The organism is Allokutzneria multivorans (genome assembly GCF_039537405.1).
Taxonomy (GTDB): domain Bacteria; phylum Actinomycetota; class Actinomycetes; order Mycobacteriales; family Pseudonocardiaceae; genus Allokutzneria; species Allokutzneria multivorans.
Map to the genome: position 1 here is coordinate 34,254 of NZ_BAABAL010000008.1, position 17,423 is coordinate 51,676.

The following is a 17,423-nucleotide window of genomic DNA, read 5'->3' on the forward strand; positions in this document are numbered from 1 at the left end:
CTAGGGGTGGAGGCGGACGGGGAGGGCTTCGAGGCCGTGCATCTGCGTGCTCTTGCGCCAGCGCAGCTCGGAAGCGTCAACGGCCAGCTCGATCCGCGAGAACCGGGCCAGCAGGTGGCCGATCGCGATCTCGCCTTCGAGGCGGCCCAGCGGAGCGCCGACGCAGTAGTGGATGCCGTGGCCGAAGCCGAGGTGCGCGCCGGTCGGCCGGGTGATGTCGAGCTTGTCGGGCTCGGGGAACCTTGTGGCGTCACGGTTTCCGGCCAGCAGCGACACCATGACGAACTCGCCCTCGGGGATCTCCACCTCGCCGACCAGCACGGGGGCCGTGGTGTAGCGCGGAGAAGCCATGTTGTTCGGCGTCTCGTAGCGCAGGAACTCCTCGATGGCGTTGGGCAGCAACCCGGGGTCCGCACGCAGCGCCGCGAGCTGCGACGGGTGTTGCAGCAGCCCGAGAACGCCGTTGCCGATCAGGTTCACGGTCGTCTCGTAGCCGCCGATGAGCAGGATGAACGTCATCGCGATCAGCTCGGGCACCGCCAGCTGGTCGCCGTCCTCGGAAGCGTGCACCAGCGCGGAGAGCAGGTCGTCGGTCGGCGCGGCCCGCTTCTGCTCGGCCAAGCCCGCGAGGTAGCCGGCCATCGCGCCGGAAGCGGCACCGATCTGCTCCGGTGGCGCGGTCGAGACCATCGCGTTGGACCAGCCGCTGAACTGCTCCTGGTCCTCGGCGGGAATGCCCATCAGCTCGCAGATCACCATGATCGGCAGTGGCAGCGCGAACGCCTTGATCAGGTCCACGCTGTCCACAGTGGACATCTCGGCCAGCAGCTGGTCGGTGATCTCCGCGATGCGCGGGCGGAGCCGGGCGATCGTGCGCGTGGTGAACGCCTTGGTGACCAGCTTGCGCAGCCGCGTGTGATCCGGCGGGTCCACGTTGAGCATGTGCGCGGCCAGCGAGCGGGAGAACTCGATCTTCTTGCCCTCGGCCAGCAACCGTTGGTGCTCAAGGCGGTCGTAGACGCCGTCGCTGCTGAGCCGGGGATCGGTGAGCAGCGACCGCGCCTCGGCGTGCCCGGTGACCAGCCACACCCGCATCCCGTCGGGCATCAGAACCGGCCGCGCGGGCCCCTCGCGGCGCAGCCGGTCGGCCAGCTCGTGCGGGTTCTGCAAGTACTCCGCGTCGAGCCGGGGCAGCTCCTCTACGTTCTGCATGGTCGTTCCTCCAGAAGCAGCGCGGGCAGGTCCTCCGGCCGCGCGAGCACGTCATCGGTGTGCCCGCTGACGGCGACACGGCCGTCGACGAGCACGAGAACGCGGTCGGAGACCGCGGCGGCAACATGGGCGTCGTGGGTGATGAACACGACCGCGAGCCCGTGCCGCTGCCGGAGTTCGCCGAGCAGGCCGAGCACGCCCGCCTGCGTCGAAGCGTCCAGCGCTGAGGTGATCTCGTCGCAGACGAGGACTTTCGGTTGCGCGGCAAGCGCTCTGGCGAGCGCGACGCGTTGCCGCTGGCCGCCGGACAGCTCACCGGGAAGTCGTGAAGCGAACTCGGTGGGGAGCCCGACCGCGTCGAGCAGGCGGTCCACCTCGGCGTCGTAAGGCTTGCGCATTCCTCGGATCTTGCGCAGCGGTCGGACGAGTGCGGTGCGGACGTCCTGACGCGGGTGCAGCGACTCGGCCGGATTCTGCGGCACGAGCTGGATGTCCGAGCCGGTCACCGACCCGTCGCTGGGCTTGTGCAAGCCGACCAGGCACCGCGCGAGCGTGCTCTTGCCGACGCCGGAAGCTCCGAGGATCGCCAGGCATTCGCCCTCACGGACGTCGAGGTCAACGTCCTTGAGAACGCGGTTCGAGCCGTGGCCCGCGTGCAAGCCGTTGACGTGCAGCGCAACCGGACCATCCGAAGTGGACGGTGTGCGCGGAACCGAAGTGCGGGTCGGCGTGGAACCGTCCACAGTGAACACGCGGTCGACGAGACTGTCCACAGTGTCCAGATCGTGGCTGATCCACAACAGAGCGACGCCGCTGTCGCGAAGCCGCTTCAGCTCCTCCAGCACCTCCGCCTTGGCCAGCACGTCCAGCGCGGTGGTCGGTTCGTCCAGCACCAACAGCCGTGGTTCGCGAGCGAGGGCAATGGCGAGCGCGACGCGCTGTTGCTGACCGCCGGACAGCTGGTGCGGGTAGCGGCCGACCAACGTGGAAGGAAGCCCGACTCGGGCGAGCGGCAGGTCAGCGCCAACCTTCGCATACGGGTTGAGCAGCAGGCCCGGGTCCTGGCCGAGGTAGCCGACGACGCCTCCGCGCACTCCGGGAGCCGGGGTGGGGAGCATCGCGTGGCCGTCCACATAGGACTGACCGCCGACGTGCCGCACTCCGGGGCGCAGATGGCCCAGCACCGCCAGGGCCAGTGTGGTCTTGCCGGAGCCCGACGGGCCGAGCACTCCGACGGCCTCGCCCGGCGCGATCGTGAGGTTCACGCCGTCCAGCAGCAGGCGACCGGAGGCCGCGAGGGAAAGATCGTCCAGCTCTACCAGTGGTTTCATCCGAGCATCCCCCTGGAGTGCCGCGCCACGCGGTCAGCGAAGAGGTTCGAACTCACCGCGAGCAAGGCCACGCCGAGCACCGGCACGAGCAACGCCCACGGCTGCAAGGACGCCCCGGGCAGTGCTTCCACGATCAGCAAACCCCAGTCGGAGTCGGACACGCTCAACCCCAGGAAGCCCGCAGCCGCAACGAGATGAACCGACGTGACGAAGCGCATACCGGCGTCAGCCAACACTGTTCCGCCTACGAGAGGCAGGATTTCCCGGCCCAGCAACCACGCCCAGTTCTCGCCGCGCGCGATCGCGATCTCCACGTGCGCACGCCCAACGACCTGTGCGGCAGCGGCTTGCGTGACCCGCGCGGCGAGCGGTGCGCCGACTACCGCGACCGCGAGCACGAGCCCCACGCGGTCGGGCATGGCCGTCAAAGTCAGCAGCAGCACCAGAATCGGTGGCACGGCGGCGATGGCGTCCAACGGCCACATCAATGCCTGCCGCTTCGTCAGCGCAACAGCCAGGCCGATCACCGCGCCAAGCAGGACTCCGGCCAGCGCGGCGGCGAGGCTGGTCAGCACCAACGGCCGACCGCCGTGCAGCATGCGCGACAGCACATCGCGGCCGAGGTGGTCGGTCCCGAAAGGCAGCACCCAGGTCGGCCACGAATACGGCACTCCGACCGGTTTGGTCGGCGAGTTCGCGGCGAACTCCGGGCCCAGGAGCACGATCAGCGCCGCGACGGCGGCGAACGCGCGCTTCACGACGTGGTCCGAAGGCGAGGCGTGAGCAGGCGGATCGCGACATCTGCGAACAGCAGGGCGAGCACCATCGCGCCGCCGAGGATGAGCGTCAACGCCTGCACGACCGGGAGATCTCCGGACTGCACCGAAACCACCAGCAGCTCGCCGATCCCCGGATAGCCGAAAACCTTCTCCACCAGCACTCCGCCGCCGATGAGGCTCACACCGGTCACGAGCCAGACCTGCACGGCGACCGGCAGCACCGCGGGAACGACCGCCGTGCGGAACACGGTTCGCGAAGGAACCCCGTTCAGTCGCATGAACTCGACGTGCGGCGACCGCAGCGCTGTCGAAGCCGTTGAGCGGATCACCCTGATGGCATAGGACATGCCGAGCGCGAGCAGGCTCAACACGGGCAGCACCAACGCCGACGGGTACGCGAGCGGACTGGAACCGGCCGGGATCAACGAGACCGCGGGGAACCACCTGAGCGTGATCGCGAACAGCAGCACCAAGCCCACGGCCAGCACGAACTCCGGGATCGACGCCAGCACGAGGGCTCCGGCCGACACCGATCGCCGAGTGGCCGCGAGCAGGCCGAGCCCGAGCGACAGCGGCACGAGCAGCACGAGGCTGATCCCGGCCAGCAGAACGGAGTTCCCGACGCGATCGCTCAGCATCTCCGACACCGGCTTGCCCGTGGCCGACCGGCCGAGGTCCCCCTGGACCAGGCCGCTGACCCATTCGCCGTAACGCACCAGCACGGGCCGGTCCAGGCCGAGCTGATGTCGCGCGGCCTCAACGCGTTCCGGTGTCGCGGTCGGGCCGAGCCGGGTGGTGACGGGGTCACCGGGAAGCAGCTCCACGCCGACGAAGACCAGGAACGACAACAGCGCGAGCAGGACAGCGCCGGTAGCCAGCCTGCGGATCACGCCAGTCCGGCTTTGCCGAGGTACGGGTACTTGGCGAGACCGCGCACCTCGACGCCCGCGACGGCCTTGCGCTCCAGGCTCAACGTGTCGGCCAGACCCCAGACGATCGTGTTGCCGCGATCGGCCATCACGTCCTGAACGGTCGTCCACGCCTTGCGCTTGGCGGCGTCATCGACGGCGGCGAGACCCTCCGCGAGGGCGGCGTTGAGCTGCGTGTCGTTCAGCGCGAGCGACGGGTAGGCCGCCAGGCGCGCGTAGGTCACCGGCAGCGGCAGCGCGCCGATGGAGAACGTGACGCCGTGGCTGGCCGCCATCGCCTTCGGCTCGAAGAACTCAGCCACCCCAACGATGTCCGGCTTCACCTTGAGGCCGACCTCGCGCAGCTGCTCGGCGAGGAGCTGGGTGGAGGCGTTGTAGCCGACCTCGTACTCCGTCGACCGAATCGTGATCGACGCGCCCTCGGCACCGGCTTCGCGGAGCAGCTTCCGGGCCTCGTCGACGTTGCGCTGCACGGGCCCCCGGTCGGCGAAGTACTCGGTACCGAAGCCGTAGAGGTCATTGCCGGGCTCGCCGTAGCCGAGCAGCACACTGTCCACAAGGGACTGGCGGTCGACGGCGAGCCGGATCGCGCGGCGGGCCCGCGGGTCGTTGAACGGCGCGATCGTGGCGTTGAGCACGAAACCGAAGCCCACGCGGTTCTTGCGACCGGCCGTGCGCACCTCGACGTCGGGGCTGCCGCTGCCCGCCTTGGCCATGCTGAACGGGATGTCACCGGCGTAGTCGGCCTGCCCGGTGCGAACCGCGTTCACCTTGGCCTGCGGGTCCGTGAGGCTCAGCAGTACCAGTTCGTCCACGGTGCCGGGAGAGTCCCAGTACCGGTCGAACCTGGTCAGCCGCGCCTCGCGACCGGCGTCGAAGGCGGCGACGCGGTACGGGCCGGTGCCGATGGCGGTGGCCGGGGCGAAGGAGGTGGCGCCGTCCTTGACCACCTTGGTCAGGAAGGCGGCGATGATCAGCGCCGGGTCGCCGATCGGTTGCAGCGTCGGCACGACCAGCGTGCGGTCGTCGCGCACCTGGACCTTCGCCAGGTCGAAGTAGCTCTGCAGCTCGCTGGGCATGGGGCGCTCCGGCGCGCTCATGTAGCGGAAGCTGTAGGCGACGTCCTTGGCGGTGAACGGCGAACCGTCGTGCCACACCACGCCGTCGCGGAGCTTGAGCACGAAGGACCTTCGATCCGGCGCGGGCTCGGCGGACAGCGCCAGGCGCGGCGTCGCGCGGCCGTTGTCGATGGAGAACAGCGAGTCGAAGAGCACGTCGTTGCGGACGAAGTCCACCGGCGACATCGAGTCGAACGGGTTGAGCGTGTCCGCGGTGCCGCCGCCGGTGAACACCGCGCGCAGGCTGCCGCCCTTGCGGGGCAGGCGACCCGGGACGTTCTCCACGGGCGCCGAACCCGGAGCGCTCGGGCCGCAGCCGCCGAGCAGCGTCGCGGTCCCGAGCGCGAGCCCGGCCGAACGCAGCAGGGCACGACGACTGAACGGCATGGGGAACCTCCGGAACGGGCCGAGCGGGGATGTTAGGTCGACCTAAGCGCGGTCAAGGTAACAAGCCGTCCAGGCGAGTTCAACGGCCAGATTCCAAGAGCGCGCTTCGTCACGTGAACGGTCCGTGACCGGGGCGAACGCTGCGTGACCCGTGCGTACATCAGCATGTGACGATGCCGGAATCCGCGCTTAGTGTGCTGGTGCGCCAAGGAAATCCACGGACAAACGCGAATCCTTGACCGTCCACTGTGTACACATTCGGGCGTTCGCATGGGTTCTGGATCACGTGCGGGGCGACCGCCTCGATATTTGGTAAGGGTTACCTTAGTCTCTTGAACGCTGAACAAGAGCTTCGTCTGGAGAGGATCGCGATGAGCCCACGCTGGCTGCGCTGCCGCACCCCCCGTGCCGCCGCGCGCACGCGCCTGGTCTGCTTCCCGCACGCGGGGGGCTCCGCGAGTTTCTTCGGCACCTGGGGCGCCGGGCTGCCGCAGGACGTCGAGCTGTGGGCCGTGCAGTTCCCCGGGCGTGAGGACCGGATCGCCGACGCGGTCCCGGCCTCGATGGCCGAGGTCGTCGCCGGAGTGCTCGCCGACCTCGGCCCGCTGCTGGACCGCCCGCTCGCCCTGTTCGGGCACAGCATGGGCGCGGTCGCGGCGTACGAGGTGGCTCGCGCGCTCGAAGCTCGCGGTGAGGCTCCGACCAGGGTTTTCGCCTCCGCGAGGCACGCCCCGGACGAGCTGGTCGGCGGCGACATCCACCTCCGCGACGACGCCGGGCTGGTCGAGGAGGTCGTGCGCGTCGGCGGTGCCGGGGCCGAGGTGCTCAAAGCGAATCCCGAGCTGTGGCCGGTGTTCCTGCCCGCCATTCGCGCGGACTACCGCGTGGAGGAGACCTACCGCCACCTTGCCGGGGCACCGCTGCGCGCGCCGATCACCGCCGTCGTCGGTGAGGACGACAGCGAGGTGACTCCCGCTCAGGCGGAGCGCTGGAGCGACTTCACCACGGGCGGCTTCGACCTGCGCGTGGTGCCGGGTGATCACTTCTACCCCGTGCGGCACAACGCGATGCTCCTCGACTTGCTGACATGTCAACTCAACGAAGTGAAGGACGTCCTGCGGTGACCATCGACCTGCTCGGCACCGTCGCGGCCGTGCTCAAGGTGCCCGCCGATTCCCTTGACGAGCACGCGAACCTCATCGAGTCCGGCATGGACTCCATCGCGATGATGCGGGTGGCGGGCAAGCTCCGCCGCGCGGGCGCCAAGGTGAGCTTCGCCGACCTCGCGGAGCGCCCGGCCGTGGCCGCGTGGCGGGAACTGTTGGGGGAGAAGGTTTCCCCGGTGGTCAGCGCGCAGGTCGACGAGCTCTCGCCGTTCGACCTGGACCCGCTCCAGCATGCGATGTGGATCGGCCGCGAAGAGGGCGTCGCCGCGCATTTCTACGCCGAGTTCGAGGTTGAGGACATCGACCCGGAGCGCCTGGAAGCGGCCGTCCGCGCGGTGATCGACCGGCACGGCATGACTCGCGTTTCCGTTGACGCCAATGGGCGGCAGCGCATTTCCCCGGTGAGCACGTGGCCCGGCCTGAAGATCCACGACGGGGACGTGCGGGCCGAGCTTTCCGAGGGAATCGCTGACGGCAGGGTCTTCGACGTCCAACTGTCGCGTGTGGACGGACGATTCAGGGTGCACGTGAACCTTGACATGGTCGCCGCCGACGCGATGAGCCTGCGCATCCTGGTCAACGACATCGCGCGCGCCTACCACGGCGAAGTGTTGCCGCCCTTGGACTACAGCTTCCCGCGCTACCTCGCCGACCGCGCCGCGAGCCGCGAGGTGGAGCAGGACAGGCAGTGGTGGCTCGACAAGCTCGGCGAGCTGCCCGGAGCGCCGTCATTACCCGTGGTGCCCAGCAAGGACTTACGTGTCAACCGCCGTCAGTTCTGGTTGGACCCCAAGGCTTCCGAGCAGCTCCGCGAGCGTTCGCGCAGCCTCGGCCTCACGCCCTCCGTCGTTCTCGCCACCGCTTTCGCCGAGGTCGTCGGGGCGTGGAGCAGCGAGCAGAACTTCCTGTTGAACATCCCCGTTTTCGGCCGTGAGCCCTTGCACGACGATGTCGATTCCTTGGTGGGCGCGTTCTCCAGCTCGGTGTTGCTGGGCGTGCGCACGGGATCTCCTTTTGTGAAGGCGTGTCGCCGTGTTCAGCGCGATCTGCGCGAGGCCTCCAGCCACTCCGGCTTCACCGGCGTGGACGTGCTGCGCGAGCTGACGCGCGCCAACGGCGAACAAGTGGTCGCCCCGGTGGTCTTCGCGAGCACCTTGGACTTCGGCGAGCTGAACGGGCTCGGACGGCCGGTGTGGATGATCTCGCAGGGGCCGCAGGTGTGGCTCGACGCGCAGGTCACCGAGCTGGACGGCGGCATCCTGCTCAGCTGGGACGCCCGCGAGGCGATCTTCGCCGAAGGCGTGCTCGACGCGATGTTCGCCGCCTTCACCGACCTGGTCACCGACCTGCCCTGGGACGAGCCGGTCGGCGCGATGGGGCCCGTCAGGGCGTGGACCGAGGGCGAAGCCCCGGGGAAGCCGCTGTACCAGAGGTTCTTCGAGGTCGCCGAGACCGAGCCCGAGCGCACCGCCTTGGTGTGGGGCGAGGACGGCGTGATGAGCTACGGCGACCTGTCGCTCAAGGCTCGCCGGGTCTCCACGATGCTGATCTCCCAAGGCATTCAGCCCGGTGACGCGGTCGGCATCACCCTGCCCAAGGGGCCGGATCAGGTGGTCGCGGTGCTCGGCGTGCTCGCGGCCGGGGCCTACTACATCCCGTCCGGTGTGGACATTCCCGCCGCACGCCGCGCGCAGGCCCACGCCGCCGCGAAGGTCGTGCTGACGGAGTCCGTCATGGCGGACGCGATCGACCACCGGCCGTTGGACGCCGTGGTTTCTGTGTCCGGTGAACACCTGATGTACGTGATCTTCACTTCGGGCTCGACCGGTGTGCCCAAGGGTGTTGAAGTCCCGCACCGCGCGGTCGCGAACACGGTCGAAGCGGTGAACGAGCACTTCGGCGTCAGCCGAGATGATCGCACGATCGCACTGTCCGCTTTGGACTTCGACCTCTCCGCCTACGACCTGTTCGCCTTCCTCGCGTTCGGTGGCAGCGTCGTGCTGCTGAACGAGGAGCAGCGCCGCGACGCGCACGCGTGGGCGGAACTCATGCGGCGGTGGGACGTCAGCGTGGTCAGCTGTGTGCCTGCCTTGCTGGACATGCTGATCGTCGCGGGCAACTTCGGCGACCGCCTGCGGCTGGTCATGCTCGGCGGCGACTGGGTGACCGTCGACCTGCCCGGACGGCTGCGCGAGCTGAGGCCGGGCTGCCGGTTCGCCGGGCTCGGCGGCATGACCGAGGCTGCGATCCACGCGACGGTCTTCGAGGTCGACGAGGTGGACCCGAGCTGGAAAGCCGTGCCGTACGGGAAGCCGTTGCGCAACATGCGATGTCGCGTTGTCGACGCGCACGGCCGCGACTGCCCGGACTGGGTCGCGGGAGAGCTGTGGGTCTCCGGAGCCGGTGTGGCTCGCGGCTATCAGAACGACGTTTCCCGGACTGCGGAGAAGTTCGTCGAGTTCGACGGCGCGCGGTGGTACCGGACCGGCGACCTCGCCCGGTACTGGCCGGACGACACAGTGGAGTTCCTCGGCCGCACGGACCACCAGGTCAAGATCCGTGGCCACCGCATCGAGCTGGGGGAGATCGAGGCGGCACTCACCGCCTTCCCCGGTGTCGCGCAGGCGATCGCGGTCGTCACCGATGAGCGCAGGCTCGCTGCCGCCGTCACGATGGCACCCGACCGCGACCTCATCGCGTCCTTTGTGGACTATCTGCTGGAGATGGCGCCCGACACCGACGCGCCTTCGGTGACGCAGTGGCTCGTCGACCGCGACCCCGCGCCGTGGACCACCGCTCGGTGGCAGGGCGGGCCTTTCGCTCACGCGCTCGCTGAGCGCACGGACGAACTCGTCGCGATCCTGCACGGAGACGGCGACATCACGGAGTTCGACCGGCTCGGAGACGTCGATCTCGAAGCACTGCAAGCATCCTTGGTGGAGCGGCTTCCTGCGGTGATGGTGCCGGACCGCGTGGTCGTCCTGCCCTCGCTGCCGATCACCGCCAACGGCAAGATCGACCGCGCCGCGCTCAAGCGCGATCTGTCCATTAAGGACGTTGAGGTCTTCTCGCCTCCGATCGGCCCTGTGGAGGAGATCGTCGCCGACGCCTGGTCGGAGCTGCTGGGCGTGCCGGTGCTCGGGCGTGAGCAGAACTTCTTCTTGCTGGGCGGGGATTCCCTGCTCGCGACCCGCCTCGTCGGCAGGCTCAACGCGGCGGGCCTCGGCAACGTCGCGCTGGCCGCGCTGTTCGCGAACCCGACGCTCGCCGCTTTCGCCGCGACCTTGACCGAGGGCGCCGCGCTCGTCACGCAGGTCGTCGCCGACCACGCCAGTCGCTTCGAGCCGTTCCCGCCGACCGATGTGCAGCGCGCGTACTGGATCGGTCGCGGTGAGGACTTCACGCTCGGCGGCATCGGCAGCCACTTCTACCGCGAGTACTCCGTCCCGGACCTTGACGTCGCTCGGCTCGAAGCTGCGGTGAACGCGCTCGTGTCCCGGCACGACATGCTCCGAGTGGTCTTCGACGAGCACGGTCAACAGCGCGTGCTCGCCGAGGTGCCCGACTATCGCGTGTCCACTGTGGACAGCCTCCGCGAGGAGATGTCGCACAAGGTCTTCGACCCGGCGGTGTGGCCGTTGTTTTCCGTGACAGTGTCCCGGAACGGCGTGCTCGGCATCGGCACGGACAACCTGATCTTCGACGCGCTGAGCGTGCTGACGTTCTACTCCGAGCTCGGCGCGCTCTACGCCGACCTTGAGGCCGAGCTGCCGCCGGTCGGGATGTCCTTCCGGGACTACGTCCTCACCGCGACCCCGGCCGCTGATAAGGCCGAGGAGTACTGGACCGCGCGCCTGCCCGAGCTGGCGCCCGCGCCGCAGCTGCCGTTGGCCGTGGACCCCGCCGAGATCGAGCGCCCGCGCTTCCTGCGCCGGGAATCGGTGCTCGACGCGCGGCGGTGGGAGGCGATCACCGAGCGAGCGCGGGAGTGCGGCGTCACGCCGTCGGCGGTGCTGATGTCGGCCTTCGCCGATGTGCTCGGCCGGTGGAGCGGGCGCGCCGACCTCACCCTCAACGTCACGCTGTTCGACCGCCGCGAGGCGCACCCGGACATCGCCAACGTGATCGGCGACTTCACGTCGTTGATCCTGGTCGATCACCACCCCGTCGCGGGGGAGGCGTGGGCCGACGGCACGCGCAGGCTCCAGGAACGCCTGTGGGGAGCGCTTGATCACCGCGAGGCGTCGGCGGTGTGGGTGCTGCGCGAGCTGGCGAAGCGCGCGGGCGAGGCCGAGGTGACCATGCCTGTGGTCTTCACCAGCGCGCTCGGCCTGCCGTTCCCGGAGAACTCCCTGCTGGCGGAGCCGGTGTGGGGGATCTCGCAGACCCCGCAGGTGTGGCTCGACCACCAGGTGTCCGAAGTGGATGGTGGGATCGCGCTCGTGTGGGACGCCGTGGAGGAGCTGTTCCCGGCGGGGATGGTGGACGCGATGTTCGCCGCCTACCTCGAAGAGCTGGACTGGCTGGCCACGACCGAGTGGTCGGCTCCGGCCCCTGATCTCCTGCCCGTTGCCCAGCGCGAGGTGCGCGCCACCGTCAACGCGACGGAGGGGCCGAGCCCGGAGATGTTGCTGCACCAGGAGTTCTTCCGCATCGCGGAGGAGTCGCCGTCGCTTCCCGCGCTGCTGTGGGGAACTGACGGCTCGCTGAGCTACGGCGCGCTCGCTGACCGCGCTCGGCGGGTGGCGTCCCTGCTGCTGGCGGAGGGGGTGCGGCCAGGGGAGACGGTCGCGGTCACCCTGCCCAAGGGCGTCGACCAGATCGTTGCGGTGCTTGGTGTTCTGGCCGCCGGTGCGGCTTACGTGCCCATCGGTGTCGACCAGCCGCCTGTGCGGCGCGAGCGCATTCTCCGGCTGTCCGGGGCGCGCGTGGTCGTCACGCCGGAGCTGCTCAGGAAGTCGGAGAGCGCTGAGCCCGCGCCGGTCGTGCTGGGTGCTGACCAGCTCGCGTACGTGATCTTCACGTCCGGCTCGACCGGAGAGCCGAAGGGTGTGGAGATCACCCACTTCGCGGCGATGAACACCATCGCGGACATCAATTCCCGCTTCGAGGTCACCTCCGCGGATCGCGTGCTCGCAGTGTCCGCGCTGGACTTCGACCTGTCGGTCTACGACGTGTTCGGCCTGTTGTCCGCCGGCGGCGCGGTGGTGCTTGTCGAGGAGGAGTCCCGCCGCGACGCCCGCCGCTGGCTGGAGTTGGTGCAGCGGCACGGGGTGACCGTGTGGAACACCGTGCCCGCGTTGCTCGACATGCTGTTGATCGTCGCGGATGAGGTGCCGCTGCGACTGGTGCTGGTCTCCGGCGACTGGGTCGGCCTCGACCTGCCCGGCAAGCTCGACTGCCGGTTCATCGCGCTGGGTGGCGCAACCGAGGCGTCCATCTGGTCCAACCACTTCGAGGTCAACGCGGTCGATCCGGCCTGGAAATCGATTCCGTACGGTTTCCCGCTGCGCAACCAGCAGTTCCGCGTGGTGGACGCCTTCGGCCGCGACTGTCCTGATTGGACTCCCGGCGAGCTGTGGATCGGCGGCGCGGGCGTCGCCCTGGGGTATCGCGGAGCGCCCGAAGCGACTGCCGCCCAGTTCATCGACGGGTGGTACCGCACGGGCGACATGGGCCGCTACTGGCCGGACGGCACCTTGGAGTTCCTGGGGCGCCGCGACCACCAGGTCAAGATCCGTGGCCACCGCATCGAGCTCGGCGAGGTCGAAGCGGCGCTGCAATCCCACCCTGCGGTGGGGCAGGCGGTGGTCAGCCAGACCCTCGCGGCGGCCGTCGTTCCCGCCCCGCTCCCGCCGACGTCCGCGATCACCGGAGTCACCGAGGCCGTTGACCTGGACGATCAAGCAGCGGCGGTCACCCCTCTGCTTCGCGAACTGCTGCCCTCTGCTTCGCCGCAGCTGCGTGAACTGTGGGAGAACTGGCTGGCTGGGCGAGCTGACGCGGCTGGTCAGCACGAGGTGGTCGACCACGTCCGGCAGCGGATCGACTGGTTCCGCGGAGTGCTGGAGAGCGGCAACACCGCGGAGATCCTGGCTGACCCGGTCCTCGCGCCTGCGAACGCCGGGGCGGAGAGCGTGCCGGTGATCGCCCGCGAGATCGCTGAGCTGGCCGAAGAACTGGGACGACCTGTGGAGGTCGTCGAACTGGGCGGCCGTGAAGGTGTGGCTGCTCAGCGGATTCTGGCGGCGCTGCGGTCTGATCAGGCGCGCTACACGCTCATCGATCCCTCCACGTCGATGGTCCAAGCGGCGGCTCGGAGGCTCGGCGGTGTGGACTGCCAACGGGTTCCCGACGACCGAGTTCCGGAGTCGTTGCGGCACAAGTTCGACATGGTGCTCGCGCACAACGTCTTGCACCGCTACACCGATGTGCGGCACGGGATCGCCGTCGCGAGCCTCCTCGCGCGGCGCGGTGGATGGGTGATCGCGGTGGAGCCGACCGTGCTCGCGCCGATCGGCCTGCTCACGGCGGCGGTGCTGGAGAACGGCTTCGAAGGGCTCGACGCGGAGCGCCGGGCCAACGGGTCGCCCATGCTCGACGCGCAGCGGTGGGCGGAGTTGTTCGCCGAAGCCGGGTTCGCCGAGGTGGCGCACCGCGCGGTCGGCGACTCCGGCCTGGCAACCATCCACGGTCGTCGTCCGGCCGACGCGCTGGATGTCGACCTGGTTGAGGTGCAGCGCCACGTCAGCGGTCGCCTGCCCGCGCACATGATCCCCGAGCACGTCGAAGTGCTGCCGTGGTTGCCGTTGAGCGCCAACGGCAAGGTCGACCGCTCTGCGCTGGCCGGCCCCGCTGAGGAGACCGCCGGCGAAGCTCCGTGCGGTGAGGTGGAGACGCAGCTCGCGGCCATGTGGTCGGAGCTGCTCGGCGTCAGCGACATCGGGCGCGATCAGAGCTTCTTCGCGCTCGGTGGTGACTCGCTGCTGGCCACGCGGTTCATCCAGGAGGCGGAACAGCGCTTCGGCGTGGTCTTGCCGCTTCGGCAACTGTTCGCCGCGCCGACCATCGCCAGCGCCGCCCCGGTGTTCGAGGTCGACCTTGAGGAGGGCGAGCTGTGATCGCGCTCCTCGGTGCCACCGGCGCGGTCGGCAGGCACGTCCTCCGCGCGTTGCCGGGTGAGGTCCGTGCGGGAAGTCGATCGTCCGGAGTGGACATTGACGACGACCGCTCACTGGCTTCGTTCGTCGCAGGTGCGTCCGTGGTGGTGAACTGCGTCGGCCCGTCGCACAAGACCGCCGCCCGGGTCGCCACCGCTGCTGTTGAGGCCGGAGCTGACCACGTGGACGCCGGTGGGGCCGACGCCGTGATCGATCCGCGCGGACGGCGCGTGGTCTTCGCGGCGGGGGCCTCGCCGGGCTTGTCCGGGCTGCTTCCGCGCTGGCTGGGTTCGCGCGGGACGAAGCTGGCGATGTACTGCGGAGTGCTCGACCGGTTCACCACAGCTGGGGCGGAGGACTATCTCAACGGGGTCAACGAGCCCTTGGCCGCCTGGCGAAACGGCCAGGTCAAACGTGGTGCGCTGACCCGCGTGTCCGATGTGGACATTCCGTTCTTCGACGAGCCGGTGTCGGCCTTCCCCTTCATGGACGCTGAAAACGAAGCCGTCGCTCGTTCACTGTCGCTTGTGGACGGTGACTGGTACAGCGTCGTGGAGGGCAAGCACCTCCTGCGCGCGCTCGGCGAGCGGAAGGGGCTGTGCGAGGCGTCCGCGCTGGACCTCGCTGGGCGAAGCCCGAGGGCGACCTTCGTTGCCGAGCTCGACGGCAGGACGGCTGTGCTGCGCGCGGGCAGCGTCGCGGAGCTGACGGCGGCCGTGACCGTGGCCGCCACGAAGGCCGTGCTGCGCGGCGACGTGCCCAGTGGACTGCACCGCGCCGCGACCGTGCTGGAGCCCTTCGACGGCCTGGACGTCACGGTGTTCGACGCGCCGCTTTCGGAGCTTGCAGTCGAGGAGGGCGCGCTGTGAAGGTCCTCGTGTGCGGGACGACCTTCGGGCAGTCCTACATCGCCGCCGTCGCCCAGCTGGCCGGGCGCTACGAGCTGGCCGGAGTCCTCGGGCGCGGCAGCGAGCGCTCCGTGGACACGGCACGACGAGCCGGCGTGCCGCTCTACACCGCTGTTGATCAGCTTCCCGACGACATCGACCTGGCGTGCGTCGTGGTGCGTTCGTCGTCGATGGGCGGGCCGGGCAGTGAGTTGGCGCGCGAACTCCTCGCTCGCGGAATCCACGTGCTGCAAGAACAACCTGTGCACCACGACGACCTCGCCGAGTCGCTTCGCGTGGCGCGCAGGAACAACGTGACCTACCGGCTCGGTGACTTGTACGCACAGCTGCCCGCCGCGCGTCGTTTCATCGCCGCAGCAGGGGAGATGGGCAAGCCGCTGTACGTGGACGCCGTGTGCGGGGTGCAGGTTTCCTTCCCGCTGCTGCACGTCATCGGCGACGCGCTCGGCACGGTGCGGCCGTGGAGCTTCACCAAGCTGATGGACGGCGAGCCGTTCTCCGTTGTGGGAGGCCAGATCGGCGGTGTACCGATCACGCTGCGCGTGCAGAACCAGATCAACCCGGACGACCCCGACAACCACATGCACGTGCTGCACCGGATCACCATCGGCACCGACAGCGGCGCGCTCACGCTGAACGACGCGCACGGGCCTGTGTCGTGGACGCCTCGGTTGCACATCCCGGAGTCCGTGCGCACGTCCTTCGACTTCGACGCGCCGGATGCCGCGCACTTGGCCGAGCCGTGCACGTCCGTGCTGGCGGGAAACCCCAGCAGCTATAAGGAGTTCCTTACTGCGGAGCTGCCTGAGGCCATCGGGAGGGACATCCTGGCGATGGCGGAGAGCGCGCGGCCGGACCAGTACCACCTGACCCTGTGCCGGATGTGGCAGGACCTGACGTCCCAGCTCGGCTACGCGTCTCTCCTCACCGGGCTCCCTCAGTGACGCGCGACGAAAAGGTACTGCGACATCGGCGACAGCGGGTGCGCGTCGTCGGGTGTGACGTCCACAAGGGACAGTCCGGCTCGGTCGATCGCCTCGACCCACTGCTGCCGCGAGAGGAACGTGGTGCCGCTGCGCAGCCTGGCGTCCTCGGCGGCGGTCATCATGAACGCCTGGGAGATCAGGATCTCGTAGTACTCGCGGGTGGGCTCGATGATCAGCAGCGAGCCGCCGGGCACGAGGAGTTCCTTGAGCCGCTTCAATGTCGCGTCCGCGTCACGTGCGTTGTTGAGCACACCCGCCGCGATCACCGCGTCGAAAGTGCCCATGCCCGCAGGGTTCTCACCGTCGATGTCGTAGATCCCGTAGCGCACCCAAGGGTGCTCGGCGAAGCGTTCCTTCGCCGTGGTCAGGAAGAACGCGGACAGGTCGGTGAAGAGGTAGTCGACACCTTCCTGCCCGGCCAGGTCGCGGATCACGACCTCGCTGGTGGCGCCGGTGCCCGCGCCGACCTCCAGGATGCGCTTGGCGCCGAGCCGCTGGACGGTCTCGCTCGCCCGGGCGTTGAGGTGCCGCGCGACGGCAGTGTCCCGGTAGAGCGCATCGGCGATGTCCGTGCGCCCCTCGGGGAACAGCAGCAGCGTCGCCTGCTCCTCGCCGGTCATCAGCTGCGGCAGCCGCTCCGCGTTGTGCCAGAAGTACGCGGCGACCTCGGCGGCTCCGAGATGCCCCGTCCACAGCTTCTCCGAGGCGTCCCAAGCCTTCTCGACCGCATCGCGGCTGATCGGATCGGTCCCCAGGAAACGATCACCCTGGCGCGCAAGGACTCCGTGCTCTGTGAGCGCGACCAGCCAGCGCAGTACGACGCCGTGGTGCCGCGCCGCGACGTGCGCAGCCGTCAGGATCTCGTCGGCGGAGTGGCTGACGGCGGGATCGTGGAGAACGTCGTTGGCTTGCAGTGTAAGCAACATCGACGCCAGTACGGCGTCCCGGAAGCGCACAACGAACTGCTCCACGTGATCGAGGGTGAGAGTGTCCACACGGGACAGTTGCGGGCCGGGGATGTCGAAGCGCGCGGGCTCGCCGACGTAGTAGATCCGGCGCAGCTCGGACAGGTCGGTCATCGGCGCGGAGGGCTCGGAGTTCAAGCGCTCCACCATCTTCGACGGCAGCGTCACCGCCGTGGCGCCGCTGCGCTCCAGCTGCGCGAGCGTGCGCGCCGGGTGGGCGTCGAGGTCACCGAGCACGACGCTCCCGCCCGCGAGCAGCGTCGCGAGCACGATGTCGCTCCCGGCTCCGCGCAACGGGAACAGCACGAGATTGCGTTCCGCGCGGCCGCCGAAAGCCGCCAGCCACGGGCCGACTCCGGGCGCTCCGGAATCGAGGGCTTCGCGCAGTTCGGGGGCCGACCGCAAAGCGTCGTCCTCATCGACGCGACGGCGCAGGAAATCGATGTCGGTGACGTTCATGCGGTCACCCTAACTCGTCTAGC

At 69.3% G+C, this 17,423-nt stretch carries 10 protein-coding genes; 4 read left to right on the forward strand and 6 right to left on the reverse strand.

Features of this window, described 5'->3' with window-relative positions; all coding sequences use genetic code 11:
- From ABD798_RS13515 to ABD798_RS13535, 5 genes are read right to left on the reverse strand one after another with little or no spacing between them, the layout of a single operon-like run.
- Entirely contained in the window at positions 1 to 1,212 is a 1,212-nt protein-coding gene (locus ABD798_RS13515) for a cytochrome P450 family protein (RefSeq protein WP_344874465.1), read from the reverse strand.
- The gene (locus ABD798_RS13520) at positions 1,200 to 2,543 is read right to left on the reverse strand and encodes an ABC transporter ATP-binding protein (protein ID WP_344874467.1); all 1,344 of its coding nucleotides are present in this window, start codon (positions 2,541 to 2,543) and stop codon (positions 1,200 to 1,202) included. The genes ABD798_RS13515 and ABD798_RS13520 overlap by 13 nt, the downstream gene beginning before the upstream one ends.
- Positions 2,540 to 3,301 (reverse strand): ABC transporter permease subunit, encoded by a 762-nt coding sequence (locus ABD798_RS13525; protein WP_344874469.1) that lies wholly within the window; start codon positions 3,299 to 3,301, stop codon positions 2,540 to 2,542. Before ABD798_RS13525 ends, ABD798_RS13520 begins: the two co-directional genes overlap by 4 nt.
- Positions 3,298 to 4,212, reverse strand: coding sequence for an ABC transporter permease (locus ABD798_RS13530; RefSeq protein ID WP_344874471.1), 915 nt, complete (start codon positions 4,210 to 4,212; stop codon positions 3,298 to 3,300). Before ABD798_RS13530 ends, ABD798_RS13525 begins: the two co-directional genes overlap by 4 nt.
- A complete protein-coding gene (locus ABD798_RS13535) occupies positions 4,209 to 5,756 on the reverse strand; it encodes an ABC transporter substrate-binding protein (protein WP_344874473.1) in 1,548 nt (515 codons plus the stop codon). Before ABD798_RS13535 ends, ABD798_RS13530 begins: the two co-directional genes overlap by 4 nt.
- A gap of 371 nt (positions 5,757 to 6,127) precedes the next feature.
- Between ABD798_RS13535 and ABD798_RS13540 the strand changes: the two genes are divergently transcribed.
- From ABD798_RS13540 to ABD798_RS13555, 4 genes are read left to right on the forward strand one after another with little or no spacing between them, the layout of a single operon-like run.
- Complete coding sequence (locus ABD798_RS13540; protein WP_344874475.1) at positions 6,128 to 6,880, forward strand: thioesterase II family protein; 753 nt, start codon at positions 6,128 to 6,130, stop codon at positions 6,878 to 6,880.
- Positions 6,844 to 14,043: an amino acid adenylation domain-containing protein gene (locus ABD798_RS13545; RefSeq protein WP_425549215.1), complete on the forward strand. Its 7,200-nt coding sequence runs from the start codon at positions 6,844 to 6,846 to the stop codon at positions 14,041 to 14,043. The genes ABD798_RS13540 and ABD798_RS13545 overlap by 37 nt, the downstream gene beginning before the upstream one ends.
- The gene (locus ABD798_RS13550; protein ID WP_344874479.1) at positions 14,040 to 14,951 is read left to right on the forward strand and encodes a hypothetical protein; all 912 of its coding nucleotides are present in this window, start codon (positions 14,040 to 14,042) and stop codon (positions 14,949 to 14,951) included. The genes ABD798_RS13545 and ABD798_RS13550 overlap by 4 nt, the downstream gene beginning before the upstream one ends.
- Positions 14,948 to 15,934, forward strand: coding sequence for a Gfo/Idh/MocA family oxidoreductase (locus ABD798_RS13555; protein WP_344874481.1), 987 nt, complete (start codon positions 14,948 to 14,950; stop codon positions 15,932 to 15,934). The genes ABD798_RS13550 and ABD798_RS13555 overlap by 4 nt, the downstream gene beginning before the upstream one ends.
- Here ABD798_RS13555 and ABD798_RS13560 read toward each other — a convergent pair.
- A complete protein-coding gene (locus tag ABD798_RS13560; protein ID WP_344874483.1) occupies positions 15,928 to 17,400 on the reverse strand; it encodes a methyltransferase in 1,473 nt (490 codons plus the stop codon). The two genes, ABD798_RS13555 and ABD798_RS13560, sit on opposite strands and share 7 nt — an antisense overlap.
- Positions 17,401 to 17,423 lie beyond the last annotated feature (23 nt).

What these genes read in the sequence shown, in the direction of transcription:
- ABD798_RS13515 (WP_344874465.1), bottom strand. Translation starts at nt 1,212, where the DNA reads ATGCAGAACGTAGAGGAGCTGCCCCGGCTCGACGCGGAGTACTTGCAG.
- ABD798_RS13520 (WP_344874467.1), bottom strand. Translation starts at nt 2,543, where the DNA reads ATGAAACCACTGGTAGAGCTGGACGATCTTTCCCTCGCGGCCTCCGGT.
- ABD798_RS13535 (WP_344874473.1), bottom strand. Translation starts at nt 5,756, where the DNA reads ATGCCGTTCAGTCGTCGTGCCCTGCTGCGTTCGGCCGGGCTCGCGCTC.
- ABD798_RS13540 (WP_344874475.1), top strand. Translation starts at nt 6,128, where the DNA reads ATGAGCCCACGCTGGCTGCGCTGCCGCACCCCCCGTGCCGCCGCGCGC.
- ABD798_RS13545 (WP_425549215.1), top strand. Translation starts at nt 6,844, where the DNA reads ATGTCAACTCAACGAAGTGAAGGACGTCCTGCGGTGACCATCGACCTG.
- ABD798_RS13560 (WP_344874483.1), bottom strand. Translation starts at nt 17,400, where the DNA reads ATGAACGTCACCGACATCGATTTCCTGCGCCGTCGCGTCGATGAGGAC.